Origin of the sequence: Nocardioides houyundeii (genome assembly GCF_002865585.1) — a bacterium.
GTDB lineage: Bacteria > Actinomycetota > Actinomycetes > Propionibacteriales > Nocardioidaceae > Nocardioides > Nocardioides houyundeii.
Window position 1 is genome coordinate 2,341,185 of the sequence record NZ_CP025581.1, and the last position, 24,952, is coordinate 2,366,136.

20 protein-coding genes and 3 pseudogenes are annotated in these 24,952 nt (G+C 70.8%); 14 read left to right on the forward strand and 9 right to left on the reverse strand.

The annotated features are described in order from the left end of the window. Position 1 precedes the first annotated feature (1 nt). Together C0R66_RS11235 and gcvT are read right to left on the reverse strand one after the other, a co-directional pair. Entirely contained in the window at positions 2-256 is a 255-nt protein-coding gene (locus C0R66_RS11235; protein ID WP_241901418.1) for a hypothetical protein, read from the reverse strand. Further along, positions 256-1,413, reverse strand: a complete 1,158-nt coding sequence (gcvT, locus tag C0R66_RS11240) for a glycine cleavage system aminomethyltransferase GcvT (protein ID WP_101524776.1) — start codon at positions 1,411-1,413, stop codon at positions 256-258. The genes C0R66_RS11235 and gcvT overlap by 1 nt, the downstream gene beginning before the upstream one ends. Between gcvT and C0R66_RS19495 the strand changes: the two are divergent. Both C0R66_RS19495 and C0R66_RS19500 read left to right on the forward strand, forming a co-directional pair. After that, positions 1,412-1,843 (forward strand): annotated as a pseudogene (locus tag C0R66_RS19495) (M17 family peptidase N-terminal domain-containing protein); the annotation flags it as partial. The gene gcvT and the pseudogene C0R66_RS19495 sit on opposite strands and share 2 nt — an antisense overlap. Positions 1,844-2,175: 332 nt before the next feature. After that, positions 2,176-3,024 carry a leucyl aminopeptidase family protein gene (locus C0R66_RS19500; protein WP_241901665.1) on the forward strand — a complete coding sequence of 283 codons (849 nt, stop codon included), beginning with the start codon at positions 2,176-2,178 and terminating at the stop codon, positions 3,022-3,024. Here the strand turns inward: C0R66_RS19500 and C0R66_RS11250 are convergent. Continuing rightward, a complete protein-coding gene (locus C0R66_RS11250; protein WP_241901419.1) occupies positions 3,021-3,347 on the reverse strand; it encodes a hypothetical protein in 327 nt (108 codons plus the stop codon). The two genes, C0R66_RS19500 and C0R66_RS11250, sit on opposite strands and share 4 nt — an antisense overlap. A gap of 180 nt (positions 3,348-3,527) precedes the next feature. Here C0R66_RS11250 and lpdA point away from each other — a divergent pair, with 180 nt between their 5' ends. Together lpdA and sucB are read left to right on the forward strand one after the other, a co-directional pair. Beyond that, positions 3,528-4,907, forward strand: coding sequence for a dihydrolipoyl dehydrogenase (gene lpdA / locus C0R66_RS11255; RefSeq protein ID WP_101524777.1), 1,380 nt, complete (start codon positions 3,528-3,530; stop codon positions 4,905-4,907). Positions 4,908-4,944: 37 nt separating this feature from the next. Continuing rightward, positions 4,945-6,753, forward strand: a complete 1,809-nt coding sequence (gene sucB, locus C0R66_RS11260; RefSeq protein ID WP_101524778.1) for a 2-oxoglutarate dehydrogenase, E2 component, dihydrolipoamide succinyltransferase — start codon at positions 4,945-4,947, stop codon at positions 6,751-6,753. A 27-nt stretch (positions 6,754-6,780) separates the two neighbouring features. Here sucB and C0R66_RS11265 read toward each other — a convergent pair whose 3' ends face one another. Continuing rightward, positions 6,781-7,821 (reverse strand): SGNH hydrolase domain-containing protein, encoded by a 1,041-nt coding sequence (locus C0R66_RS11265; protein ID WP_101524779.1) that lies wholly within the window; start codon positions 7,819-7,821, stop codon positions 6,781-6,783. A gap of 43 nt (positions 7,822-7,864) precedes the next feature. On the opposite strand from C0R66_RS11265, the pseudogene C0R66_RS20300 reads away from it, so the two are divergent. Both C0R66_RS20300 and C0R66_RS11275 read left to right on the forward strand, forming a co-directional pair. After that, positions 7,865-8,230, forward strand: a pseudogene (locus C0R66_RS20300) (NAD-dependent epimerase/dehydratase family protein); the annotation flags it as partial. Positions 8,231-8,283: 53 nt separating this feature from the next. Continuing rightward, positions 8,284-8,760 (forward strand): DUF1731 domain-containing protein, encoded by a 477-nt coding sequence (locus tag C0R66_RS11275; RefSeq protein WP_101524780.1) that lies wholly within the window; start codon positions 8,284-8,286, stop codon positions 8,758-8,760. Here C0R66_RS11275 and C0R66_RS11280 read toward each other — a convergent pair. Continuing rightward, a complete protein-coding gene (locus C0R66_RS11280) occupies positions 8,746-9,285 on the reverse strand; it encodes a hypothetical protein (RefSeq protein WP_158648008.1) in 540 nt (179 codons plus the stop codon). The genes C0R66_RS11275 and C0R66_RS11280 overlap by 15 nt on opposite strands. 79 nt (positions 9,286-9,364) lie before the next feature. Between C0R66_RS11280 and lipB the strand changes: the two genes are divergently transcribed. From lipB to C0R66_RS11295, 3 genes are all read left to right on the forward strand, one after another. Further along, positions 9,365-10,120, forward strand: coding sequence for a lipoyl(octanoyl) transferase LipB (gene lipB / locus C0R66_RS11285; RefSeq protein WP_101524782.1), 756 nt, complete (start codon positions 9,365-9,367; stop codon positions 10,118-10,120). A gap of 37 nt (positions 10,121-10,157) precedes the next feature. Then, complete coding sequence (lipA, locus tag C0R66_RS11290) at positions 10,158-11,129, forward strand: lipoyl synthase (protein ID WP_101524783.1); 972 nt, start codon at positions 10,158-10,160, stop codon at positions 11,127-11,129. Positions 11,130-11,191: 62 nt separating this feature from the next. Then, on the forward strand, positions 11,192-11,899 hold the full coding sequence (locus C0R66_RS11295; protein WP_101524784.1) for a DUF4191 domain-containing protein: 708 nt from the start codon (positions 11,192-11,194) through the stop codon (positions 11,897-11,899). Positions 11,900-11,922: 23 nt separating this feature from the next. On the opposite strand, the gene C0R66_RS11300 is transcribed toward C0R66_RS11295, so the two are convergent. Together C0R66_RS11300 and C0R66_RS11305 are read right to left on the reverse strand one after the other, a co-directional pair. Continuing rightward, positions 11,923-12,741: an SCO4651 family lipoprotein gene (locus tag C0R66_RS11300; RefSeq protein ID WP_101524785.1), complete on the reverse strand. Its 819-nt coding sequence runs from the start codon at positions 12,739-12,741 to the stop codon at positions 11,923-11,925. A 37-nt stretch (positions 12,742-12,778) separates the two neighbouring features. Then, positions 12,779-13,171: an RDD family protein gene (locus C0R66_RS11305; protein WP_240311675.1), complete on the reverse strand. Its 393-nt coding sequence runs from the start codon at positions 13,169-13,171 to the stop codon at positions 12,779-12,781. A 190-nt stretch (positions 13,172-13,361) separates the two neighbouring features. On the opposite strand from C0R66_RS11305, the pseudogene glnA reads away from it, so the two are divergent. Continuing rightward, positions 13,362-14,779, forward strand: a pseudogene (gene glnA, locus C0R66_RS11310) (type I glutamate--ammonia ligase). 244 nt (positions 14,780-15,023) lie between these two features. Beyond that, the gene (locus C0R66_RS19505) at positions 15,024-15,248 is read left to right on the forward strand and encodes a helix-turn-helix domain-containing protein (protein ID WP_240311674.1); all 225 of its coding nucleotides are present in this window, start codon (positions 15,024-15,026) and stop codon (positions 15,246-15,248) included. Between the two features lie 405 nt (positions 15,249-15,653). Here the strand turns inward: C0R66_RS19505 and C0R66_RS18690 are convergent, their stop codons facing one another. Next, on the reverse strand, positions 15,654-15,830 hold the full coding sequence (locus tag C0R66_RS18690; RefSeq protein ID WP_158648009.1) for a hypothetical protein: 177 nt from the start codon (positions 15,828-15,830) through the stop codon (positions 15,654-15,656). A gap of 558 nt (positions 15,831-16,388) precedes the next feature. Between C0R66_RS18690 and C0R66_RS11320 the strand changes: the two genes are divergently transcribed. Both C0R66_RS11320 and C0R66_RS19020 read left to right on the forward strand, forming a co-directional pair. Continuing rightward, positions 16,389-16,961, forward strand: coding sequence for a carboxypeptidase-like regulatory domain-containing protein (locus tag C0R66_RS11320; RefSeq protein WP_101524786.1), 573 nt, complete (start codon positions 16,389-16,391; stop codon positions 16,959-16,961). Continuing rightward, positions 16,958-18,082, forward strand: coding sequence for a hypothetical protein (locus tag C0R66_RS19020; protein WP_199286646.1), 1,125 nt, complete (start codon positions 16,958-16,960; stop codon positions 18,080-18,082). Before C0R66_RS11320 ends, C0R66_RS19020 begins: the two co-directional genes overlap by 4 nt. A 122-nt stretch (positions 18,083-18,204) precedes the next feature. On the opposite strand, the gene C0R66_RS11330 is transcribed toward C0R66_RS19020, so the two are convergent. Next, positions 18,205-19,257: an MsnO8 family LLM class oxidoreductase gene (locus tag C0R66_RS11330; RefSeq protein WP_199286647.1), complete on the reverse strand. Its 1,053-nt coding sequence runs from the start codon at positions 19,255-19,257 to the stop codon at positions 18,205-18,207. A gap of 330 nt (positions 19,258-19,587) precedes the next feature. Between C0R66_RS11330 and C0R66_RS18695 the strand changes: the two genes are divergently transcribed. Further along, a complete protein-coding gene (locus tag C0R66_RS18695) occupies positions 19,588-24,864 on the forward strand; it encodes a thrombospondin type 3 repeat-containing protein (protein WP_158648010.1) in 5,277 nt (1,758 codons plus the stop codon). The last annotated feature ends 88 nt before the right edge of the window (positions 24,865-24,952 follow it).

Here is a 24,952-nt window from a genome sequence, read left to right on the forward strand (position 1 = left end):
CTCAGGCGTGCAGGGACATCGGGCCGTAGACCACGCGGTCGACCTCGTGCAGGGTCACCGCGTCCACCCCCTGCTCGGCCAGCTCGGCCCAGATCTCCCCCACCCAGGACTCCGCGTCGCCCTGGCTGGCGAAACGCTGGTCGGCGTACTCGGCCGAGACCTCGACCGGCGCGCCGGCGGAGTCGAGCAGCGCCCAGTGCCAGGGCAGGTCACCTGCGCCGGGGGCGGCGAAGCGGGAGGGTTCCTCGGGCATCATCAGGACTCCTTGACGGACGTGTCGACGAACGGGGGCTTGACCAGCTGGAAGATCTCACGGCGACCGCGAACGTCCACACCCACCTGGGCGTCGGGGGCCACCAGGGTCGGCACCAGGGCCAGGCCGATGCCCTTCCTCAGGGTCGGGCTGAAGGTGCCCGAGGTGACCTCGCACAGCGGGACGTCCCGGGTCAGCGAGACCGACATGCCCGGACGGGGAATGCCCCGCCCGGTGGCCACCAGGCCACGGAGCAGGCGCTTGGGCCCGGCCTCCTTCTCGGCCACGAGCGCGTCCCGGCCCCAGAAGCGCTCCTTCTTCCAGCCGACCGCCCAACCCAGCCCCGCCTGGACGGGGGTCACCTCGACGGTGATGTCCTGCCCGTGCAGCGGGTAGCCCATCTCGGTGCGCAGGGTGTCGCGCGAGCCCAGGCCGCAGGGCAGCATGCCGTGCTCCTGCCCGGCGGCGAGGATCGCGTCCCAGACCTCGCCAGCGACCTCGTTGCGCATCAGCAGCTCATAGCCGCGCTCACCGGTGTAGCCGGTGCGGCAGACCACCACCGCGGGGCCGTCGGGGTCCCTCCAGGGAGCCTCGACGAAGGACATGTACTCGTGGCCCGCCGGAAGGCCGATCGCCTCCAGCACCTCGTCGGAGCGGGTGCCCTGGACCGCGAGCACCGCGTAGTCGTCGTGGTGGTCCACCACCGTGACGCCCTCCGGCGCCGAGGCCTGCAGCCGGCGCACCACCTCGGCGGCGTTGGCGGCGTTGGGCACCAGCAGCACGTGCTCGTCGTCGACGTAGTAGGCGATGAGGTCGTCGACGATGCCGCCGGTCGCCTCGTCGCAGCACAGGGTGTACTGCGCCTTGCCCGGGCGGATCTTGGCGAGGTCGTTGGAGAGCGTGGCGTTGACGTGCGCGGCGGCACCGGGGCCGCTCACCATCGCCTTGCCCAGGTGGGAGACGTCGAAGACGCCCACGGACTCCCGTACGGCCGTGTGCTCCTTGATGACCCCCGCGGCGTACTCCAGCGGCATCGACCAGCCGCCGAACTCGGCCAGCTTGGCGCCCAGCGCCAGGTGCCGGTCGTGCAGCGGCGACTGCTTGAGCTGCGGGCCGGATCCGGAGGCTTCGGGCTTCGACGAGTCGGGGGTCGAGGACATGGTTGCCGAACCTACCGCAGGGCGCACCACGGGCGCCCCGTCCCAGAGGGGTGACTATCCTGCTGGGGTGACCTCGACCTACACGCTGCGCAGCGCCAGCCCGGCCAAGACCCGAACCGACGCCGTGGTGGTCGGTGTCCTGAAGACCGACAAGGGTCCGGTGCTGGCCGACGGCGGCGAGGACGTCGCGGCCGCCTTCGGACGCAAGCTGCGTCCGATGCTGGCAAGTCTCGGGGTCAGCGGCAAGAGCGGCGAGAGCGTCAAGATCCCCACCGCCGGCACGCTGAACGCTCCGCTGCTGGTGCTGGTCGGTCTCGGCACCGAGACCGACGTGGTCTCGGTGCGCCGGGCGGCCGGCGTCGCGGCCCGGAGCGTGCCGAACGCCTCCTCGCTGGCGCTGGCCCTGCCCGCCGGGGACGCCTCTCTGGTCGCCGCCGCGCTGCAGGGATACCTGCTGGGTGGCTACACCTTCACCCGCTACAAGAAGGACGCCAAGGACGACCGTCCCGCCGAGGTGGTCCTGCTCTCGCCGGTCGCGCGCGACACGGCCGCGATCACGGCCTTCGAGGAGGCTCAGGTGGTCGCCGCCGCCGTCGCCGCCACCCGCGACTGGGTCAACGAGCCTCCGGGCAACCTGACCCCGCCCCTGTTCGCCGACGCCGTCACGGCCGCCCACAAGGCCGCGACCAAGGGCCGCGGTGCCCCAAGATCGCCCTGCAGGTCTTCGAGGAGGACCAGCTCGCGGAGCTGGGCTGCGGCGGGATCCTCGGCGTGGGCCGCGGCTCGGACGCGCCGCCGCGGCTGGTCAGGCTGGAGTACGCCCCCGAGGCCGCCAGCACCCACCTGGCCCTGGTCGGCAAGGGCATCACCTTCGACTCCGGCGGGCTGACCATCAAGCCCGGCAGCTCGATGACCACCATGAAGTCCGACATGGCCGGCGCCGCCGCCGTGCTCCAGGCCACGTTCGCGATCGCGGCGCTGGGTCTGCCGATCAAGGTCACGGCCTGGGCCCCGATGGCCGAGAACATGGTCTCCGGTGACGCGGCGCGACCCGGCGACGTCCTGACGATCAGGGGCGGCACGACCGTCGAGGTCCTCAACACCGACGCTGAGGGACGGCTGGTGCTCGCCGACGCCCTCGCCATGGCGGTCGAGGAGCAGCCCGACCTCGTCGTCGACGTCGCAACCCTCACCGGCGCGATGGTGATGGCGCTGGGCGAGAAGGTCTGCGGCGTCGTCGGCACCGACGACGTCGTCGCCCAGGTCATCGCCGCCGGCACCCGCGCTGGGGAGGCGCACTGGGCCATGCCGATCCCGGAGGAGATGAGCGAGCGGATCCGGAGCAGCAAGGTCGCCGACCTCGCCCAGCACGACTGGGTCCGCTGGGGCGGGGGGCTGTACGCCGCCGCTTTCCTGCGCGAGTTCACCGCGGGCCTGCCCTGGGCGCACCTCGACATCGCCGGACCGTCCTTCAACTCCGGCGGTCCGTTCGGGGACTGGACCTCGGGAGGCACCGGGTTCGCGGTGACCACCCTGGTGGACCTGGCCCGCGACCTCGCGGCCACGGCTGGTTCCGGGGTCCAGGACTCCTCGACCGTCTCGGGCGACTAGCCCCGGCCCCGCTGCTTCTCCCGCGCGATGTAGTCCCTCATCCGCTGGGGGATCCCGACCACCGCGGCGTCGTAGGACGGCACCCGGTGGTGGTTGCAGAACGAGTGCGCCCACTTGACCGAGGGGACTCGTCGCCGGGTCCACTCCCCGTCGTGCGCGACGAGCAGCAGGGTCACGTCGCTGACCGCGGTGCGCGGCTCCACGAATCCCTCCACGCCGCGCCTCGCGGCCACCCACTCGTTGAGGTGACGGGTGTCGGTGCTGTCCGAGGAGCGCACCGTCGTGGAGCCGGTGCGGCCGGTGGCCTTGCCAGGCCGACGCACCCCGGCACCTCCACCACGTCGAAGACGATCGAACAATCCCATGCCGCCATTGTGACGGGTGACGCGTCACTTGTGGCGCGTATCCGGTGATGGACACCGAGGGCAGAAGTGCAAAGATGGGGCGGGACCAGCAGTGACGGCGTCCCGACGCCGACGCCTAGCACCGGAGGTAGGGATTACGTGGCCGCGGCCGAATTCGACGTTCTCGTCCTCGGGGCGGGATCCGGCGGATACTCCTGCGCGCTGCGCGCGGCCCAGCTCGGGTTGAGCGTCGGCCTGGTCGAGAAGGACCTGCTCGGCGGCACCTGCCTGCACGTGGGCTGCATCCCCACCAAGGCCCTGCTGCACTCCGCCGAGGTCGCCGACTCCGCCCGGGACGGCGCCCGGTTCGGGGTGAGGACCACGTTCGAGGGCATCGACATGACGGCGGTGAACGCCTACAAGGACGGCGTCGTGCGCCGGCTGCACAAGGGCCTCACCGGACTGGTCGCCAGCCGCGACATCACGGTGATCCAGGGCGAGGGCCGGATGACCGGACCGCGCGAGGTCACCGTCGACGGCACCGCGTACTCCGGGCGACACCTCGTCCTGGCCTCCGGGTCGTACTCGCGGTCGCTGCCCGGCCTCGACGTCGACGGGGACCGGGTCATCAGCTCCGAGCACGCGCTGGCACTGGACCGGGTCCCGGCCTCGGTCATCGTGCTGGGCGGCGGCGTCATCGGGTGCGAGTTCGCCAGCGTCTGGCGCAGCTTCGGCGCCGAGGTGACCATCCTGGAGGCTCTCCCCCGACTCCTGGCCGCCGAGGACGCCTCGTCGTCCGCGGCGCTGGAGCGGGCCTTCCGCAAGCGCGGCATCGGCTTCCGCACCGGCACCCCGTTCCAGAGCGTCAAGACCACCGACCAGGGGGTCGCCGTCACCGTGGAGGGTGGGGAGGTCCTGGAGGCCGACCTGCTGCTGGTCGCCGTGGGACGCGGTCCTGCCACCGAGGGGCTGGGCTGTGCCGAGCAGGGCGTGGCCATGGACCGCGGCTTCGTGACCACCGACGACCGGTGCCGCACCAGCCTCGAGGGCGTGTTCGCGGTCGGCGACATCGTGCCCGGCCTGCAGCTGGCGCACCGGGGCTTCGCCCAGGGCATCTTCGTCGCCGAGGAGATCGCCGGGCTGGACCCGGCCCCCATCGACGAGACCGGGATCCCGCGCGTCACCTACAGCCACCCCGAGGTCGCCTCGTGCGGTCTCGACGAGGACGCGGCGAACGAGAGGTTCGGCGTCGACCAGATCACCACGGTGACCTACGACCTGGGGGGCAACGGCAAGAGCCAGATCCTGGGCACCCAGGGCTTCGTGAAGCTCGTGGCCCGCAAGGACGGCCCCGTGGTGGGCATCCACCTGGTCGGGGACCGCGTGGGCGAGCTCATCGGCGAGGCGCAGCTGATCTACAACTGGGAGGGCCACGCCGCCGACCTGGCGCCCCTCCTGCATGCCCACCCCACCCAGAACGAGGCGATCGGCGAGGCTCACCTGGCTCTCGCCGGCAAGCCCCTGCACGCCCACTCCTGACCCAACTACCCGCTCACCACGAGACGACAGGAATCCCATGGCCTCCGAAGTCACCCTCCCCGCACTCGGCGAATCCGTCACCGAAGGCACCGTCACCCGCTGGCTCAAGCAGGTCGGCGACGCCGTCGCCGTCGACGAGCCCCTCCTCGAGGTCTCCACCGACAAGGTCGACACCGAGATCCCCTCCCCCGTGGCCGGCACGCTGCTGGAGATCCGGGCAGCCGAGGACGACACCGTCGAGGTGGGTGCCGTGCTCGCCGTCGTGGGCGAGGAGGGCGAGGGCGCAGGTGGCCAGGAGGAGTCGGCGCCTGCCGAGGAGCCCGCAGCAGAGCAGGCCCCCGCTCAGCAGGAAGAGCCCAAGCAGGAGGAGGCCCCTGCTCAGCAGGAGGAGGCCCAGCAGGAGGAGGCCGCTCCCGCCGAGCAGGCCCCGGCCGCGCAGGAGTCCTCGTCCCAGGGCGGAGACAGCACCGCAGTGGTCCTGCCCGCGCTGGGTGAGTCCGTCACCGAGGGCACCGTGACGCGCTGGCTCAAGCAGGTCGGCGACACCGTCGCCGTCGACGAGCCCCTGCTCGAGGTCTCCACCGACAAGGTCGACACCGAGATCCCCTCCCCCGTGGCCGGAACCCTGCTGGAGGTCAAGGTCGCCGAGGACGAGACCGTCGAGGTGGGCGCCGAGCTCGCGATCATCGGCTCGGGCGCTCCGACGCAGTCCGCTCCCGCCGAGTCCGCTCCCGCCGAGTCCGCTCCCGCCGAGGAGCCTGCGGCCCCGGCCGAGCAGCAGCCCGTCGCCGAGCAGGAGGCCCCGGCGGCCCAGCAGACCGAGGCACCGGCTCGCCAGGAGCAGCCCGCGCAGCAGGCCGCACCGGCACAGACCGAGCAGGCGCCGAGCCAGCCCGACTCTGCCCCGGCACCGGCGGGCCGCAACGACGACCAGAGCACCTACGTGACGCCCCTGGTCCGCAAGATGGCGGCCGAGCACGGCGTGGACCTGTCGACGGTGACCGGCACCGGGGTGGGCGGTCGGATCCGCAAGCAGGACGTCCTCGACGCCGCCGCACCGAAGGCCGCCCCGGCCGCCGCCCCGGCGCCGGAGTCCGCCCCGGCGGCCTCCCAGCCGGCGCCGGCCGCCTCGCCGCTGCGTGGCCGCACCGAGCCGCTCACCCGGCTGCGCAAGGTGATCGCCCAGCGGATGGTCGAGTCGCTGCAGGTCAGCGCCCAGCTGACCACGGTGGTGGAGGTCGACGTCACGGCGATCTCGCGGCTGCGCGACTCGGTCAAGGCCGACTTCGCCGCCCGCGAGGGGGTCAAGCTCTCCTTCCTCCCGTTCTTCGCCAAGGCGGCCATCGACGCGCTCAAGGCGCACCCGAGCCTCAATGCCACGATCGACACCGAGAAGGGTGAGGTGACCTACTTCGACAAGGAGAACCTCGCGATCGCGGTGGACACCGAGAAGGGCCTGCTCACTCCGGTGATCAAGGATGCCGGCGACCTGTCGATCGCCGGACTGGCCCGCAAGATCGGCGACGTGGCGGACCGGACCCGCAACAACAAGATCACCCCGGACGAGCTGTCGGGCGGCACGTTCACGCTGACGAACACCGGCAGCCGGGGCGCGCTCTTCGACACCCCGATCATCAACCAGCCGCAGGTGGCGATCCTCGGCACCGGGACCGTCGTCAAGCGGCCCGTGGTGATCGACGACGCCAACCTGGGCGAGACGATCGCGGTGCGCCAGATGATGTTCCTGGCGCTGACCTACGACCACCGCCTGGTCGACGGTGCCGACGCCGCGCGCTTCCTCACCGAGGTCAAGGAGCGGTTGGAGTCCGGCCACTTCGACGTCTGAGCAGGACCCGGGTCGCTGGGTCTCCTCTCACTCGAGGAGATCCAGCGACTCGCCCAGCGCCCGGCTGAGGCCCAGGACATAGCTGCGTCCCAGGTGGAAGCTGTCCCAGTAGACGACCCGGCCGGCAACCACAGCAGGACACGTCTGCTCCGTGCAGACCCAGCTCGTCGGGTCGACGTGCTCGGCGCCGTGCTCGGTGGCGGTGGCGGCCTCGGCCTCGTTGTGCTCGGAGATGACCGCCCGGCTCCGAGGCACCGCACATCGCCCCAGCCGCTCGCTGTTGGCCGGCAGGCAGACGCCTGCGTCCACCCCGGGGTACGGCGTGTCCCCCAGGACCACCACCCGGCTCTCGTCGCCGATCTCGTCCAGGGAGGAGGCGAGTCCCTGCTGCCAGATCTCGTCCCGGTCCGCATCCAGTCGCCAGCCGTTGCCCGGGGCTGCGCGGCCGAGCTCCACCTGCTCGCCGTCCACCACGAACGACGAGCCGCGCACCGCCCCGCTGAGCACCACCAGCTCCGGGTCCACCTCGCGGATCATCTCCACCGCTGCGCCGTTGAACTCGGTGCACTCGGTGTAGGGGCGGTCCTCCGCGGGCAGCCACGGGGTCAGTCCGAGCAGCGGCGGGCACCCGTACTTCACCATCACCCGCAGGCTTCGGCCGGTCTGTGCCGCGATCTGGGTCAGTGCCGGCATCCACTGGGCCGCGTGGGAGTCACCCCACAGCACGATCTCCTTGGTCGCCTCCGGGTCGCCCACCACGCAGGGAGACTCGAGCTGCGTCGCGGCGTAGGGCGCGACACACCGCTGCTCGGCAGGCTGCAGGGTGCCGAGCGTGGCGATCCAGGGCAGCGGGGGATCGAGGCCGGCCGGGACCTGCGACGTCTCGGCGGCGGCGGCGACGTCCTCGACCACCCGCTCCCCCGTGGGCAGGTCGCTCAGCGACACGGGGGTCTCCACCGCGGTGATCGGCGTGGGCTCGTCCCTGTCGTCCTTGTCGTCCGCCGTGCACGCCTGCAGCGTCCCCAGCAACGCCAGTGCGATCAGGGCAGCGCCGACCCGATTCCTCATGTTCGGACCCTACCCATGCCCAGCCACCTGCAAGGCTGTGTCCATGCGCATCGTCATCGCCGGGGCGTCCGGGTTCCTCGGCACGAACCTGGTGCGGCACCTGCGCGGCCACGGCCACCACGTGACCACCCTGGTACGCCGCGAGCCCGGCACGGGCGAGCTCCGCTGGGACCCCTACGGTGGTGCCCTCGACCCCGCCACGCTCGAGGGCGCGCACGTGGTGGTGAACCTCGCCGGTTCCCCCACCGCGGGCAACCCGCACTCGGCCACCTGGCGCCGGGAGCTGCGGGAGAGCCGGGTACGGACCACGCAGGTGCTGGCGGAGGCCATCGCCTGCGTGGAGCGCCCCCCTGCCTTCCTGGCCGGCAACGGCATCTCGATCTACGGCGACCACGGTGCCGACCCGGTCACCGAGTCCAGCGACTCCCGTGGCGATGCCCTGCTGACCCACGTGACCCGGGTGTGGGAGGAGGCAGCGGCCCCGGCGTCCGCCGCCGGCGCGCGGGTCTGCATCCTGCGGACCGCCCCGGTGATGGACCGGCACTCCCCCCGCTCAAGCAGCTGCTGCCGCTCTTCCGGGCGGGGCTCGGGGCTCGCCTGGGACGGGGCGACCAGTACTTCCCGCTGGTCTCGCTGCGCGACTGGCTCGGCTCGGTGTCCTTCCTCGCCGAGTCCCGCGACGTCTCCGGTGCCTTCAACATCTGCTGCCCCAGCACGCCCACCAACCGCGCGTTCACCCGGGCGCTGGCCGACTCCGTCAATCGGCCCGCCTTCCTCGCCGTGCCGGCTCGGCTCATCTCGATCGCCGCCGGAGCCATGGCCCCGGAGGTGCTGGGCTCGGTCAACGCCAAGCCCGAGGCCCTGGAGCGGGCCGGCTACGACTTCGAGGACCTCGACGTCGCCGACGTGCTCGCAGCCGGGCTCTCAGCCCGGCCCTGACGTGCTCACCCCCGAGTCGCTGGACGGCAGGTCTCGCACCTCGACGACCAGCCAGCGTTCCCCGAGCCGACGCAGCTCGACGCGACGGCGAGACGGCCGGTCACGCGGGAGATCGGTACGGATCTCCTCTCCCACCGCCTGTGCTGCGGCGACCCGGTCCACCACGTCCAGCACCAGCCGGTCGGTTCCCTGACGCACCGGTCCCAGCTCGAGCACCTGGGTCGTCAGGCCGGTCACCACGAGTCCCCGGTCGACGTACCGCTCGAGCATGCGCGCGTCCCTGCGTCCGGTGCGGGAGCCGGGGACGTAGAGCTTGCGTAGTCCCGGCACGTCGCCGTGCGCCCAGGCCCGAGCCCGCTGGGCGTCCCAGGCAGCCAGTACCTCCAGTGGCGCGCCCGTGCCGGGGCCGGCCGCGAGGTGCACCGGGTCGGCGCCGCGGCCCGCGCCGACCCACACCAGGAGGGCGGCCAGGACGCTCGCCGCGGCCAGGGCGGCCATGGCGGTGGCGATTCGCTGCACAGTCACGGGTGACACTCTGGCGGTTCCCGGGCCTGGCCGTCGTACGTCGTCCACAGCCCCGGCGCCCCGGGGTTAGGGTCGGGCCATGAGCTTCGAACTCCAGGTGGCCGGATTCGGGGAGGACGCGGTCGAGTACCTGGCGGCCTGGGACCTCCAGCGTGAGGTGCACGCTGCCGTGGCGGACGGAGAGCGGGCCGACACCGTGCTGCTGCTGGAGCACCCGCCGGTCTTCACGGCCGGCAAGCGCACCGACCCGCACGAACGCCCGGCGGACCCCGGCGGCGCCGCGGTCATCGACGTCGACCGCGGCGGCAAGATCACCTTCCACGGCCCCGGCCAGCTGGTGGGCTACCCCATCGTCCGGCTGCCCGACCACGTCAAGGTGGTCGACTACGTGCGCCGGGTCGAGGAGGCCCTCATCCAGGTGTGCGCCGACCTCGGCGTCGCCACCGCCCGCATCCCCGGGCGCAGCGGGGTCTGGCTGCGGGCCGACCCGCCCGGTCCTGCTTCCCAGGGGCGTCCCGAGCGCAAGATCGCGGCCCTCGGGATCCGCGTCAGCCGGGGGGTGACGATGCACGGCTTCTCGCTCAACTGCGACGTCGACCTGGGGTGGTACGGCCGGTTCGTGCCGTGCGGGATCGCCGACGCCGGGGTGACCTCGCTGAGCGCCGAGCTGGGCCGTCCGGTGAGCGTCACCGACGTGGTCCCGCTGGTCGAGCGCCACCTGCGGACCTATCTCGACTGGACCGACTACGCCCCCACTCCCGACTACGATCCGCGTCCGGAGCCCGGACGCACCCCCCGGATCCAGCTGGTGGTCCCGAGCGCCGCTCGCCCGTGAGGCGACCACTGTGCGTCCCGGCGTACAGTTGGGCCGCGTGACCACCACCGCCGCCGGAAGCGCCTCGTCGAGCAATGTCGCACCCGATGGGCGCAAGCTCCTGCGCCTGGAGATCCGCAACGCCGAGACCCCCATCGAACGCAAGCCGGAGTGGATCAAGACCCGCGCCCGGATGGGCCCGGAGTACACCGCGCTGCAGTCCCTGGTGAAGTCCGAGGGGCTGCACACGGTCTGCCAGGAGGCAGCCTGCCCCAACATCTTCGAGTGCTGGGAGGACCGCGAGGCCACGTTCCTCATCGGCGGTGACCAGTGCACGCGACGCTGCGACTTCTGCCAGATCGACACCGGCAAGCCGCAGCCGCTGGACCGCGACGAGCCCCGACGGGTCGCGGAGTCGGTGCAGAAGATGGAGCTGCGCTACGCCACCATCACCGGCGTCGCCCGCGATGACCTCCCCGACGGGGGCGCCTGGCTCTACGCCGAGACCGTGCGCGCGATCCACGACCTCAACCCCGGCACGGGCGTGGAGAACCTCATCCCGGACTTCAACGGCAAGCCCGACCTGCTCACCGAGGTCTTCGAGTCCCGGCCCGAGGTGCTCGCCCACAACGTGGAGACCGTGCCGCGGATCTTCAAGCGGATCCGCCCGGCGTTCCGCTACGACCGCTCCCTCGATGTGATCACCCAGGCCCGTGACTTCGGCCTGGTGACCAAGTCCAACCTGATCCTGGGCATGGGCGAGACCCGCGAGGAGGTCTCCCAGGCGCTGCGCGACCTGCACGAGGCGGGGTGCGAGCTGATCACCATCACCCAGTACCTCCGCCCGTCCGCACGCCACCACCCGGTCGAGCGCTGGGTCAAGCCCGAGGAGTTCGTGGAGCTCAAGGACGAGGCCGACGAGATCGGCTTCTCCGGCGTGCTGTCCGGGCCCCTGGTGCGTTCGTCCTACCGCGCCGGCCGCCTGTACCGTCAGGCCATGGACGCCCGTGCGTCCGTCCAGACTGCATAAGCCTCTCCCCGACCGACCCACAGCAGCCGGCTGTTCGCCGGCCCAGGCAGCAAAGGCATCACATGTCCACCCCCGCCCCGGAGAACCTCAGCCGTCGTCAGCAGTTCGTGCGGTCCTACCAGATGGCCAAGCGCACCGACCCGCGCCTCGGCCTCTACATCCTCGGCGCCGCGCTGCTCGCAGGAGTGCTCGGCTTCGTCCTGATCTCCCTGCTGCCCGGTGACGGCCTGATCTCGACCATCTTCGCGGTGGTCGGGGCGCTGCTGCTCGCCGTGCTGGCCGGACTGATCGTCTTCGGCCGACGCGCACAGAACGCGGCGTACGCGCAGATGGAGGGCCAGCCGGGCGCGGCGGCCGCCGCCCTAGGCATGCTGCGCCGCGGCTGGAAGGTCGACCCGGTGGTGGCGTTCACCAAGCAGCAGGAAGTGGTGCACCGGGTGGTGGGTCCTCCCGGCATCGTCCTCGTCGGCGAGGGTCCCAGCCCGGCCCGGCTCAAGGCCCTGATGGCCAGCGAGCGGCGCAAGCACGAGCGCGTCGTCTCCGAGGCTCCCATCCACGAGGTCGTCTGCGGACGGGGTGAGGGTCAGGTCCCTCTGACCAAGCTGGTCAAGCACGTCACCAAGCTGGGCCGCCAGGTCAAGCCTGCCGAGATCACCGACATCCTGAACCGCCTCAAGGCGCTGGACGCCAACAGGTCGAACGTGCCGCTTCCCAAGGGCCCCGTGCCCTCCAGCATGAAGGGCATGCGAGGCAACCTGCGCGGCCGCTGAGACGCGACCGCGCAGGGCCCAGGTCAGCTCTGCGGGCTGGGCGTCTCGGGCATCGTGGGCATCTCGGTGACCTCGTCAGCCGGCGGCGCCTCGATCTCGACGTCCTTGCCCCAGTCGCTCAGCGTCATCGTCATCGTGCCCGCGGTCTCCCCCATGTCCATGGTGGTGCGGGTGAAGCGGCCCTCGTCGTCGAACCAGATGTCGTACTCGATCTCCTCGGGCAGCCCGGTGTTCTCGGGGACGTCCTCGGCGCCGGAGAGGGTCTCGTCGAGCAGCGCGGCTGAGTCGATGACGACCGTGTAGCGGTCGAGCTCCTCGCCGTCGACATCCTCCTCACCGACGTAGGTGACGGACGTGATGGACTTCTCCATCGTGCGCAGGGCCGCAGTGGGGTCGAGCTGCTCGGACATGTCCTGGCCGAGGATGCTGTTGTCCTCGCCCTTCAGGTCCATCTTGAAGTACTTGCCGCCGGAGAGCTCGCCCATCTGCATGTACATGACGCCGTCGACCATGACGACCTTGATCTCCTCGTCGCCGGCCATCTCGTTGGTCATGGTGAGCGTGCTCGAGGGCGGCTCGCTGGCGTAGTCCACGTCACCCTCCATGCTCGTGGCCATCTGACCCTCGCTGGTCATGGTCACGTGCGCGGTGGTCGCGTTCTCCAGGGACTCACTCAAGGTGTCCATGAACTCGCTGGTCTCCACCTGCTCGCCCGCCTTCACCCCGGGGTCGGCCGCCTTGTCGGAGCCGGATGAGTCACTGCCGCACGCAGCCACCGAGGTCAGGGCCACGGGGAGCACGAGTGCCGCTGCGGCACGGCGCAGAGTGGTCTTTCGACGCATGGGTCAACCTTTCGAGAGGAGAGCAGATCCCCTGAGCCTACTGGCCGCCCTTGCGCAGGGAGTTGAGCGTGAGGACCGCGGACCCCACCGCCATGTCGTGCAGCCCGCGCCCGTCCGGCCGAAAGACCAGGGGCGGGATCACCAGCGCGACCAGCACCTGGCGGTAGAACGCGCGCGGCAGGCTCAGCGGCCGGTATCCGCCCTCCACCCGCAGGACCCGCAGCCGGGTGGCGAGCTGCCCGAAGGAGCCGCCGGCGAAGGCGACGAGCAGTGACGACTCGATGACGAAGACCCCCAGCGTGTACCACCCGGCCGCCGGGTCCTCGGCCCATCCGCGATAGCCCAGGAAGAGCATCACGACCAGGATGGAGGCGAACCAGTCGACGAGCAGAGCCACGATGCGCTGTCCCCAGGAGGCGGTCTCGATCACGCCCGTCAGGCTATCCGGGGCTGCCTCGGCGCCCACAGGCCGACCCAAGTGTTACGTGCCCGAAACAATCGGGATACCGTCTAGAAATCGGGCGTGCATAGTTTGCACCCTGCCGGTGCAGCGCCGCACCGGCAAGCTCCAACCCCTGACTTTGTCGGTCCCGCCCGCGTGGTGCGACCAAGGAGGACGAATGTTCGCAAACAGCGACGAACTGCTGAAGTACCTCAAGGACGAGCGCGTCGAGATGGTCGACGTCAGGTTCTGTGACCTGCCGGGCGTGATGCAGCACTTCACTGTGCCCGTGTCCTCCTTCGACCAGTCGGTGTTCGACGACGGGCTCGGCTTCGACGGGTCCTCGATCCGCGGGTTCCAGGCCATCCACGAGTCCGACATGCAGCTCTTCCCGGACCCGACCACGGCCTACATCGACCCCTTCCGGGTCGCCAAGACCCTGGTCGTCAACTTCTTCATCCACGACCCGCTCACCGGGGAGGCCTACTCGCGCGACCCGCGCAACATCGCCCGCAAGGCGATGGCCTACCTGGCCAGCACCGGCATCGGCGACACGGCGTACTTCGCCCCGAGGCCGAGTTCTACGTCTTCGACAACGTGCGCTTCGAGACCTCCGCGAACGCCGGTTTCTACCACATCGACTCCGCGGCGGGCGCCTGGAACAGCGGCTCCGAGGACAACAACCGGGGCTACAAGGTCAAGTACAAGGGCGGGTACTTCCCGGTCGCGCCGTACGACCACTTCGGCGAGCTGCGCGACGAGATGGTCATCGAGATGGAGCGCGCCGGGCTGCACGTCGAGCGCGCCCACCACGAGGTCGGCACCGCCGGTCAGGCCGAGATCAACTACAAGTTCGACGAGCTGCTCAAGGCCGCCGACGACGTGATGAAGTTCAAGTACATCGTCAAGAACGTGGCCTGGCGCAACAACAAGACCGCGACCTTCATGCCGAAGCCGATCTTCGGCGACAACGGCTCCGGCATGCACGTCCACCAGTCCATCTGGAACGAGGGCGAGCCGCTCTTCTACGACGAGACCGGCTACGGCGGGCTCTCGGACATGGCCCGCTACTACATCGGCGGCATCCTGAAGCACGCGCCGTCGCTGCTGGCCTTCACCAACCCGACGGTGAACTCCTACCACCGTCTGGTGCCCGGCTTCGAGGCTCCGATCAGCCTGGTCTACAGCCAGCGGAACCGCTCGGCCTGCGTGCGGATCCCGATCACCGGGTCCAACCCGAAGGCCAAGCGCATCGAGTTCCGGTGCCCCGACCCGTCGGCCAACCCGTACCTGGCCTTCTCCGGTCTGCTCCTGGCCGGGCTCGACGGCATCAAGAACAAGATCGAGCCGCCGGCCCCGGTCGACAAGGACATCTACGAGCTGCCGCCGGACGAGATGGCCGAGATCTCCCAGGTCCCCACCTCGCTGGACGCCGTCCTCAACAACCTTGAGGCCGACCACGAGTTCCTGACGGTCGGCAACGTCTTCACGCCCGACCTGATCGAGACCTGGATCGACTACAAGCGCAAGAACGAGATCCTGCCCGTGCAGCTGCGGCCGCACCCGCACGAGTTCGAGCTGTACTACGACATCTAATCCGGACCCCCCAGGGACACCGGAACAGCGGAAACGCCGTCCGCCGACCTTTCGGTCGGTGGGCGGCGTTTGCCGTTGTTAGCCATTCGGCTGTTACCAAGTTTGCTACACATCTGGGATCAGACGCGGTCCCGACCGGCCGGGCCGAGCATGTGGCAACGACCCGAGGCCGTCGCGGTCTCCTCGCGTCGCCCGCAACTTCGGGCAGGTCGGGTGATCGCTCACCGGGTGACGATGGACCTAGGTGCTCACACAGACCGTGACCACCCGCGCCACCGGGAGGGCCCAGATGCCCGCGAACCCCACCCGATCCGGGACAGCACCGAATCCCTTCGACTCGCGTCGCCACGCGTCTCCGGGCAACTCCCCCGCGTGGGTCGACGCACAAGAGCTGTGGGACATCGACGACGTGGCGCACTACCTAGGTGTCACCAAGCAGACCATCTACTCCTGGCGCACCACCGGCTAGGGGCCCGCCGGTTTCCGCGTCGGCAAGCACCTACGCTGGCGGGCGGCCATGGTCGTCCAGTGGACGCTGTCCCTCGAAGCAACCCAATGACCCATCGCCGAGCACCGTGGCCGACACAACCACCGGCTCGGCGCCCCCGGGCCGTCATCGCCGACACCCACGCGTCCCTGTACCCGGCGCGGCACACGAGGGGCGACGATGGCCAGCATTAGTACCGGCAAACCGGCCGCCGACGGCACCCCGCGGTACGTCGTCAACTACCGCGACACCGCCGACCGACAACGACGCAAGACCTTCGCCCGCAAAGCCGAGGCAGTCGCTTTCGCCAACACCGTCGAAGCAGACAAGCTGCACGGCACCTACCTCGACGTCGACGATGATGGGCTCGATGGACCTGGCGGAGACCTACCGCCGCGTCATCTTCTCCAACGTCTCCGCGATCCCGTCCGCCGCAGTTGACGACGAGCTGATCGCGAAGAGGTTGGTGTTGGCCCACACCCGGTCCTGGCGCGTCACCTGCTGCTTCTCGCCCAACTCCAACAGGAACCCGGCCCGGGTGTCCGCCAGGATGTTCGCCGCCACCTTGCGGCGACGTCGTCAGCCCCGTCGGGGGCAGCGAGCATCGCCAGGGCCAGGAGCACCCCGTCCGCATCGACCGGGCGCGTCCACAGCCAGTCACGCAGTCCGGCCAACCCGGCCAGCCCCCCCCCCGAGATCGACTCGGATTCCATCCAGTCGGGCCATTTCCCGGCTGCCTCAGACAGCAGCCCGTCCGAGTCTGTATCGAGACCCAGCAGGTCAGGCGACACCCATCACAAGGTCCTCTCGTCGTGGTGAATCCACGAGAAGGAACCAGCCAGGCATCCCCTGTCACGTACCCCGTACAAGGAGGAACCCCGGGGAAACACGGTTCCCCAGTGCCCCGTTTCTGCAGTCAGGCCGCGTTCCCCCGAAACCACACGAAAGGGCGGAGTGAACCCGAAAGGCGCACGCGTCCCACCCCGGGCCACCCATCACCGCGCGTGTGACCCGGCCCACACGTCCCCGATTATGGGCTACCGAACCGTAGGTTCTGCGCTCTAGCCTGGACCAGGCGTCCATCCGGAGGGGCTGGCGCGTCGAGCCTCGGGAGGGCTGTCTATGTCGTCACGCATCCGCGCGCCCTGGGGGCGGACCACCGTTGGACCCACCGCGCTCATCGTTGTACTGCCGATCCTGGTGGTCTCCAGCCTGCTGACTACCACTGCAGTTGCGCAGGTCGAGGAGCCGCCGCTGCAATCGGTGAGCGGGACCATCATCGACTCGGACGGCCGACCCCTCGCGGACGCGGAGGTCACCTTCTCCGGCGAGCGAGTGAGCCAGGGCTACCACCAGCTGACGACGGACCGGCAGGGCAGGTTCTCCCTTGACCTGCCCGCCGGGACCTACAACGGGACGTTCGCGAAGGGCGGGTACGCCACGAAGTACCTCCTCCCGGGCGGCCCTCTCGGGCCCGTCGTAGTCGGGTCGGACCCGGTCGCCCTGGACGTGATCCTCCTCCGGCTGGCCGTCCTCGCGGGACGCGTGGAAGGGCCCGACGGTCCGGTCGCCGGGGCGCAGGTGACGGCGTACCGGAAGTACCCGGACGGGTCATGGGGCTCCGATGCCTCGTCGACGTCAGACCAGGAGGGCGGCTACCGGATGATCGCCCTCCCCCGGGCACCTATCGTGTGAAGACCACCGCCACCGGGTTCTTGCCGGAGTACCACCCCGACGCTCCCGAGGTGTCGCTCGCCCGCGACGTCGTCATCACGGAGGACGACAACCGGCTGGACCTCAGCCTGATCCGGGGATCCGTGCGCATCGGTGGGCGGGTCACGTTCCAAGGGAAGGCTCTGCGCCACGTCCCGATAGTCGTCGAGCGCCTGACTTCGACAGGTGAGCTGGACTATTACGCGACGCTGTTCACCGACCCCGACGGTGCGTGGTCGGTGCCGACCTGGGCCGGGGAGTACCGCGTGAGCAGTACGTACAGCGGGCCGGCCTCCGCGCCGGTGGACCTGGCACCCCGGGGGCCAAACGGGGAAGGGGTCACGGTCTCCACCACCGATGTCCTGGGACTCGATAGGAACCTGACGTCCGGCGTCATCCGCGGCCGAGTCACGGGGGCGGGTGAACCGATCCCTGCGGCTGTGAGGCTCTTCGCCGCCGTCCCGGCGCCAAAGGCTCCCTACACAGAACTTTGCCTCAACGTAGCCTCCGCCCCAGTCGACGCAGACGGCTACTACGCCGCGGTCGGCCTCACCCCGCGGGGCTACTACGTCGTGGCGGAGCCGGCGGAGGAAACGTCCGGGCTGTATATCCCCGAGGCGTATCCGGACGCACCGGTCGGCTGCGGGGCACCTTCGGTCGCCGTCGGGGGGGCCGAGGCAGCGCCGATCGATCTCGATCTGGCGCGCGTCCGTTCCAGCCCCCCATCCAGCGAGTCGCCCAGCTCGTCACCGAGTCCGACCACCTCGCCGAGCGAGTCGCCTTCCCAGTCCCCGAGCCAGTCGCCAAGTCCGAGCCCGTCGGTTTCCCCGAGCGTGTCACCGGCGCCGGACACGGGTGTGCGGCCGTGGCTGATCGGCGTCCCGAGGGTCGGCGGGGTGCTCGCCGTCCTAACTTGGCCGCGCCCCGGCACCATCGTGGGTCGGCAGTGGCTGCGCGACGGTACGCCGATCCCCGGCGCCACCGGCCTGCTGTACCGGGTGCGCGCCGTGGACCGCCACACGCACCTCTCGGCGCGGCTGACCTACTCGCGCGCGGACGGGTCAACTACCACCGTGACTAGGCGCACGCTGCTGGTTCGGTGAGCGAGGGACGCCGCCGTCAGGCTCTGACCTGCACAAACGCCCCACGGCCGTCGTGGTCTCTTCGGGGCCAACTTCGGGCGGGTCCACTCCACATCGGGAGGCCCTCACCCCTCCCTCGAACTTCACCGACCGGAGACCGTGCGGGCAGCGCCGCGGGGTGTGAGGGCGAAGATCTCAGCGAGCAGCTCGTGGGAGCGCATGCGATCGGCTGGATCGGCGATGAGGTTCTGGATCATCAGCTCGTCTGCACCGCTCTTCTCGACCATCTGCTCCAGGGTCGCGCGGACGTCGTCGGGGCCACCGGCGACGAACCGCGGCCACTGACCGTCGGTGATGCTGGTCGGCTCCGCTTGCTGGGTCGGGGTGAGCTCGCGAGCGGCCTCGTCGGCCGAGGGGATCGTGGCCCCGCCGCCCATCCGGCCCAACCGGGCGTAGAAGCCCTTGGCCGAGCCCGCCAGTCGCTGACCGTCGGCCGCGGTGTCTCCGACGGTGACGTTGACCGCGAGGATCGCGCGCGGCGACTCCAGGCCGAAGCCCTGTGGGCGGAACGACTCGCGATAGTGGCGCAGGGCCGGGGCAGCCCCGGGCGGGTTGATGAATCCGGCGAACGTGTAACCGATACCGAGCCCGGCCGCCAGGTTGGAACCGTTGGGGCTCGATCCCAGTAACCACGTCTGCGGGACGTGAGGCACCGTCGGCATGAGGGGCTTCCCGGCGAACGCGTGGTCCTCGGGGAACGTCCCATACAGCCACGAAAGCGTCTCCAGCACCTGCTGCTGGTGGTCCAGCTGCAGTCGCTTCTGCCGGTCCTGCTGAAGCGCGAGGTCGATCACCGGGCCGGCTGTGGCACGTCCCATCCCCAGGTCGACGCGGCCCGGGGCCATCGCCTCAAGCTGCTGGAACAGCTCGGCGACCTTGAACGGGCTGTAGTGGTTCATCAGCACCGCCCCGGAGCCCAACCTGATGCTCGAGGTCTGCACGGCCGCTGCCGCGATCAGCAACTCGGGGTGGTGCGAGGCACCGGAGCGACTCAAGTGGTGCTCGGCGAACCAGACCCGGTGGAATCCAAGCCGCTCCGCATGGCGAGTGGCCTCCAGCGAGTCAGCCAAGGCGTCGCTCTCGGAGGTACCGGGCGCGACGGTCCCGAGGTCGACGATCGACAGCTTCAAGGTCATGCTCCTTGCAGGTGGGTGGTTGACCATGGGGTCGGGACAGCGGCGCTGCTGCGGCGACACTACGGACACTCACGGCTCCGACGCCGCTGCTTCGCGTTACCTCCCCGGTCGCCCATCGCACGACCGCGAGGAACCAGATGATTCGTGCCACGACCCATGCCCTCTAGACCACCCATCCGAGGTTCCGGATTCGGGCACATCGTCCACGCCACCCGGACTATCGTGCTCGCGATCGCCTCCTCCTGATCAGCGCCCGCTCGCAGCAGCGTCGGCTACGTGGCTGGGTTGGTGCGGCCGCCTCCCTGTCGCTGCGCCCCTGGAGAGTCCTTGATGTCTGCTCGACGTGTCATGTCCCGCAACGCAACCGTCCGTCGACCGGGCCGTCGGGCACTGGGGGCTGTCGTGATCGGTGCGATGACCCTGGTGACGGCTGGCTTCGTGGGGACGACGGCGCTCGCCGGACCCGCGACCGCCGCCGTGGGGTCACCCACTCGCGTGTGTGGAGACCTCGCCAACGTCTGCACCGACACGTTCGCGAAGACCGGTGCGCTCCAGCGGTGGACCGCACCCGCCGGCGTCCGGCAGGTCAAGGTGACGGTGACCGGCGCGCAGGGCGGAACGCCCCCGTCCGGGGCGCCCGGCGGCGCCGGCGCCCGCGTACTCGCGACCGTGCCCGTCGTGCCCGGGCAGAGCTACGACGTGCAGGTCGGCGGGACGACCACCAGCCAAGCCGGCGGCTACTTCGGGGGCGGCGCGTCCCGCGACTGCGAACCCGACAGCGACCGGGCATCCGGCGGCGGTGGGGCATCCCAGTTCGGCACCACCGGCGACGCCTCCGTCGTCATCGCAGGCGGCGGGGGCGGGGGCGGCGGAAAGGCTTACGGCTCCAACGGCGGTAGCGGCGGCGCAGGCGGTGTAGGCGGTACCACCGGGACGGCCGGCGCCCGCGGCGGCACCGGGGAAAAGGGCAACGCCGGCGGCTACGGCGGTGACTCCGGTGCGACCGGCGCAGGTGGGGACAGTGCGGGCGGTGGACATGCCGGCGCCAAGGGCACCCCGGGCACCGGCGGCGCTGGGAGCGACGCTCAGGGGGTATGCGACAACCTGCACCAGGGCAACGGCGGAGGCGGGGGCGGTGGACACCTCGGCGGCGGCGGCGGCGGTCAGGGCACCCACGGCTTCACCGACTGGATCTTCGTCGCCCAGCGGGGCGGCGGCGGCGGTGGCGGTGGCGGTGGGTCCAGCTTCGCCGGGAGCGCCACGACCGGTGTCAACGTCGCCGACGGCGTCGGCACCGGCGACGGCAGCGTCTCCGTCTCCTACCAGTTGCCGGTAACCGTACGCAGCGGCGACGTCCTGGTCGCGGAGTACGGCGCCGACCGCGTCGTCGGCCTTCCCTCAGGCGGCGGAGCAGCCCACGCGGTCGGGACCGGACTCCTCGCCCCGGCCTCGGTCGCGATCGACAGCGTTGGCAACGTCTACGTCGCCGACGTGTCCAGCAACCGCGTGACGCGATTCCCGGCCGACGGCAGCGCCCCTGTCACGATCGGCTCCGGACTGCGCAGCCCGCACGGGGTCGCGGTCGACAGCGCCGACAACGTCTACATCGCAGACACGGGCAACAACCGGATCGTCAAGGTGCTCGCCGGCCGATCCACCGGGTCCGACCTTTGGCGCTCCGACCTGGCCGCACCCACTGCGGTAGCCGTCGACCTCCTCGGCACGATCTACATCGCCGACACCGACCACGACCGGATCGTCAAGCTGCCCGCGGGCAGTGGACCTCTCAAGACGGTCGGTTCCGGCTTCCGGGGCCCGCTCGGCGTCGCCACGAACGCCGTGGGCGACGTGCTGGTGGCCGACACCGACAACGACCGGGTGGTCCTGCTCCCCGTCGGCGGGACGCCGAGTCCGGTCGGCAGCGGGCTGTCCCGCCCCAGTTCCGCGGCGTTCGACGCCGCGGGCAACGTGCTCGTCGCTGACACCGGCAACGGCCGGGTCCTGCGTGTCCCCGCGGGCGGCGGATCGCCGACCACCGTGCGCTCCGGGATGGCCATGCCCGTCGCCGTCGTGACGTTCGCCCCGTCGCCGAGGTTCACCGCGTCGACCCCGCCGAGGAGTGCGTCGGTCGGTTCGCGCTACTCCTACACGTTCGCCGCCACGGTGCCGGCCGGGCAGCCCGCGGCCCGGTTCCGCGTGGTCATCGGCACGCTCCCGGCCGGTCTCTCCCTCGACCCGGCGAGCGGGGTGCTCTCGGGCGTCCCGACCCGGGACGGGTCCGTCTCGACGTTCGTGGTTGCGGCCGTCAACGGCCTCACCGGTTCGCTGTCCGCCTACGCCACGGTGGCTGTCGGGTCCCCGGCCGCCGACCACCTCGTCGTGGGGCCGCCACGCGGCACGATCCGCGCGGGCCAGTCCCAGACATTCGCCGCGCTGCTCGCCGATGCCTCGGGCACCCAACAGTATGTGGTGACCGACAAGGCGACCTTCACCATCGCCGGGGGTGGCACGTGCAGCGGTGCGGTCTGCACCTCGACGCAGCCCGGGGAGCACGAGGTCACCGCCACCTACACCGACCCGGGCTCCGGCACCTTCTCCGCCACCGCAGTCCTCTCGGTGGCACCCAAGGCGTTTGCCGTGACCGCGACGGACCCGCTGGGCACCGGCCGTGCTCCGAACGCCGTCGCGGTGGACCACAGGGCGGGCACGACCGCCGTGGTGGAGAGCGGCACCGGGACCCTGGCTCTCCTCGACGCGGCCGGGGACGTCACCCGCGTCGCGGTCGGGACCGACCCGACCGCCGTCGCGGTCGATACCTCCTCCCGACGCGCCTTCGTCGCCGTCCGGAGCACCTCGCAGCTCGTGGTGGTCGACATGGCGCACGGCCGCGTCACCGACTCGGTGGACCTGCCGACCGGCGCGCTGCCGGTCGGGCTCGCGTTCGACCCCACGACCAATCGGGTCTACGTCGCCGACGCCGGCAACGGAGCCGTAGCGGTGGTCGACGCGGCGACCATGACGTCGACCGGGAGCGTGGAGGTCGGCGCCACCCCGAGCGCGATCGCGCTCGACGCCTCCACTCACACCGCGTACGTGACGCGGACCGTGGACGACAGCGTGACCGTCGTCGACACCACGACCCTCACTGTGGGCCGGACGGCAGGCATACGGCGTGGCCTGTTGGCCGCCGCGCTTGACCCGACGACACATGCGGTCTCCGTGACCAGCCGCGACGACGACATCGTGACCGTGCTGCGGGGCTCCGACCTCGGCGAGCTCGACACGATCCGCGTCGGCGACGCCCCCAGCGGGATCGCGATCGACCCTTCCACCCACACGGCCTACGTGACAAACCGCGGGGACGACACCGTGAGCGTCATCGACTCCTCCACCGGCGACGTCGTCGCCACGGTGCCCGTCGGGACGCAGCCCGTGGCCGTCGCGGTCGATCCCGTCACCCACACCGCCTTCGTGACGAACCAGGGCTCCGACTCGGTCTCGGAGATCGGCTACGGGAGTCCCGCCTCGGCGATCGGCGGCCCCTCGTCGGTGCCGGTGGTGTCCGGGGTGTCGCCCGCGGTGGGTCGCACCACGGGTGGCGAATCGGTGGTGATAACCGGGACCGGCTTCGCCGACGTCACCGACGTGGTCTTCGGTGCCACCTCCGCGACGACGTACACCGTGGACTCCCCCACCCAGATCACCGCGATCACCCCGGCCCGCAGACCCAGTGACGTCGCAGTCACGGTGACCACCCCGGACGGGACCAGCTCGGTGGTGACCGCCGGGACGTACACCTACCAGCTCGACACCGATTCCGACGGCATCGAAGACGCCCACGACAACTGCCCCACCACCCCCAACCCCGGCCAAGCAGACACCGACGGCGACGGCATCGGCAACGCCTGCGACACCAACAACAACGACGGACCCACCGGCGACCTCGACGGCGACGGCATCCCCAACAACACCGACACCGACCACACCGACGGACCCACCGCAGACCTCGACTCCGACGGCACCGACAACGCCCACGACAACTGCCCCACCACCCCCAACCCCGGCCAGACAGACACCGACGGCGACGGCATCGGCAACGCCTGCGACACCAACAACAACGACGGACCCACCGGCGACCTCGACGGCGACGGCATCCCCAACAACACCGACACCGACCACACCGACGGACCCACCGCAGACCTCGACTCCGACGGCACCGACAACGCCCACGACAACTGCCCCACCACCCCCAACCCCGGCCAGACAGACACCGACGGCGACGGCATCGGCAACGCCTGCGACACCAACAACAACGACGGACCCACCGGCGACCTCGACGGCGACGGCATCCCCAACAACACCGACACCGACCACACCGACGGACCCACCGCAGACCTCGACTCCGACGGCACCGACAACGCCCACGACAACTGCCCCACCACCCCCAACCCCGGCCAGACAGACACCGACGGCGACGGCATCGGCAACGCCTGCGACACCAACAACAACGACGGACCCACCGGCGACCTCGACGGCGACGGCATCCCCAACAACACCGACACCGACCACACCGACGGACCCACCGCAGACCTCGACTCCGACGGCACCGACAACGCCCACGACAACTGCCCCACCACCCCCAACCCCGGCCAAGCAGACACCGACGGCGACGGCATCGGCAACGCCTGCGACACCAACAACAACGACGGACCCACCGGCGACCTCGACGGCGACGGCATCCCCAACAACACCGACACCGACCACACCGACGGACCCACCGCAGACCTCGACTCCGACGGCACCGACAACGCCCACGACAACTGCCCCACCACCCCCAACCCCGGCCAGACAGACACCGACGGCGACGGCATCGGCAACGCCTGCGACACCAACAACAACGACGGACCCACCGGCGACCTCGACGGCGACGGCATCCCCAACAACACCGACACCGACCACACCGACGGACCCACCGCAGACCTCGACTCCGACGGCACCGACAACGCCCACGACAACTGCCCCACCACCCCCAACCCCGGCCAGACAGACACCGACGGCGACGGCATCGGCAACGCCTGCGACACCAACAACAACGACGGACCCACCGGCGACCTCGACGGCGACGGCATCCCCAACAACACCGACACCGACCACACCGACGGACCCACCGCAGACCTCGACTCCGACGGCACCGACAACGCCCACGACAACTGCCCCACCACCCCCAACCCCGGCCAGACAGACACCGACGGCGACGGCATCGGCGACGCCTGCGAGGCCACCCACGCCCGGTCAATCAAGCTGAGGGCCACGCACGTCAAGGTCGCACGCACCACGAAGCTCAAGCTCGCCGGCAGACTCGGCGTCGCCGACACCACCACCGGATGCGTCGGCGGCCGCAAGGTCGTCCTCACCCGCTACAACACCAAGACCCGTAACTGGAAGCGGGTCGCCACAGCGGTCACCAACACCAAGGGCAACTACTCGATACGGGTCACCCACCGTCCAGGCACTTACCGTGCCCGGGTCGTGCGGGACCAGGTGTCGCACGGCGGGTTCACCAGCTCGTGCCTGGCGGCCTCCAAGACCATCAAGCACCGCCACTGACCGTGGACTCAGGCGGTGACTTGTCGTCCGGCGCCCTGGTAGATGCCTAGAACGATCCGGACTGCTGGACCGGGACGGGCCCGGAGGA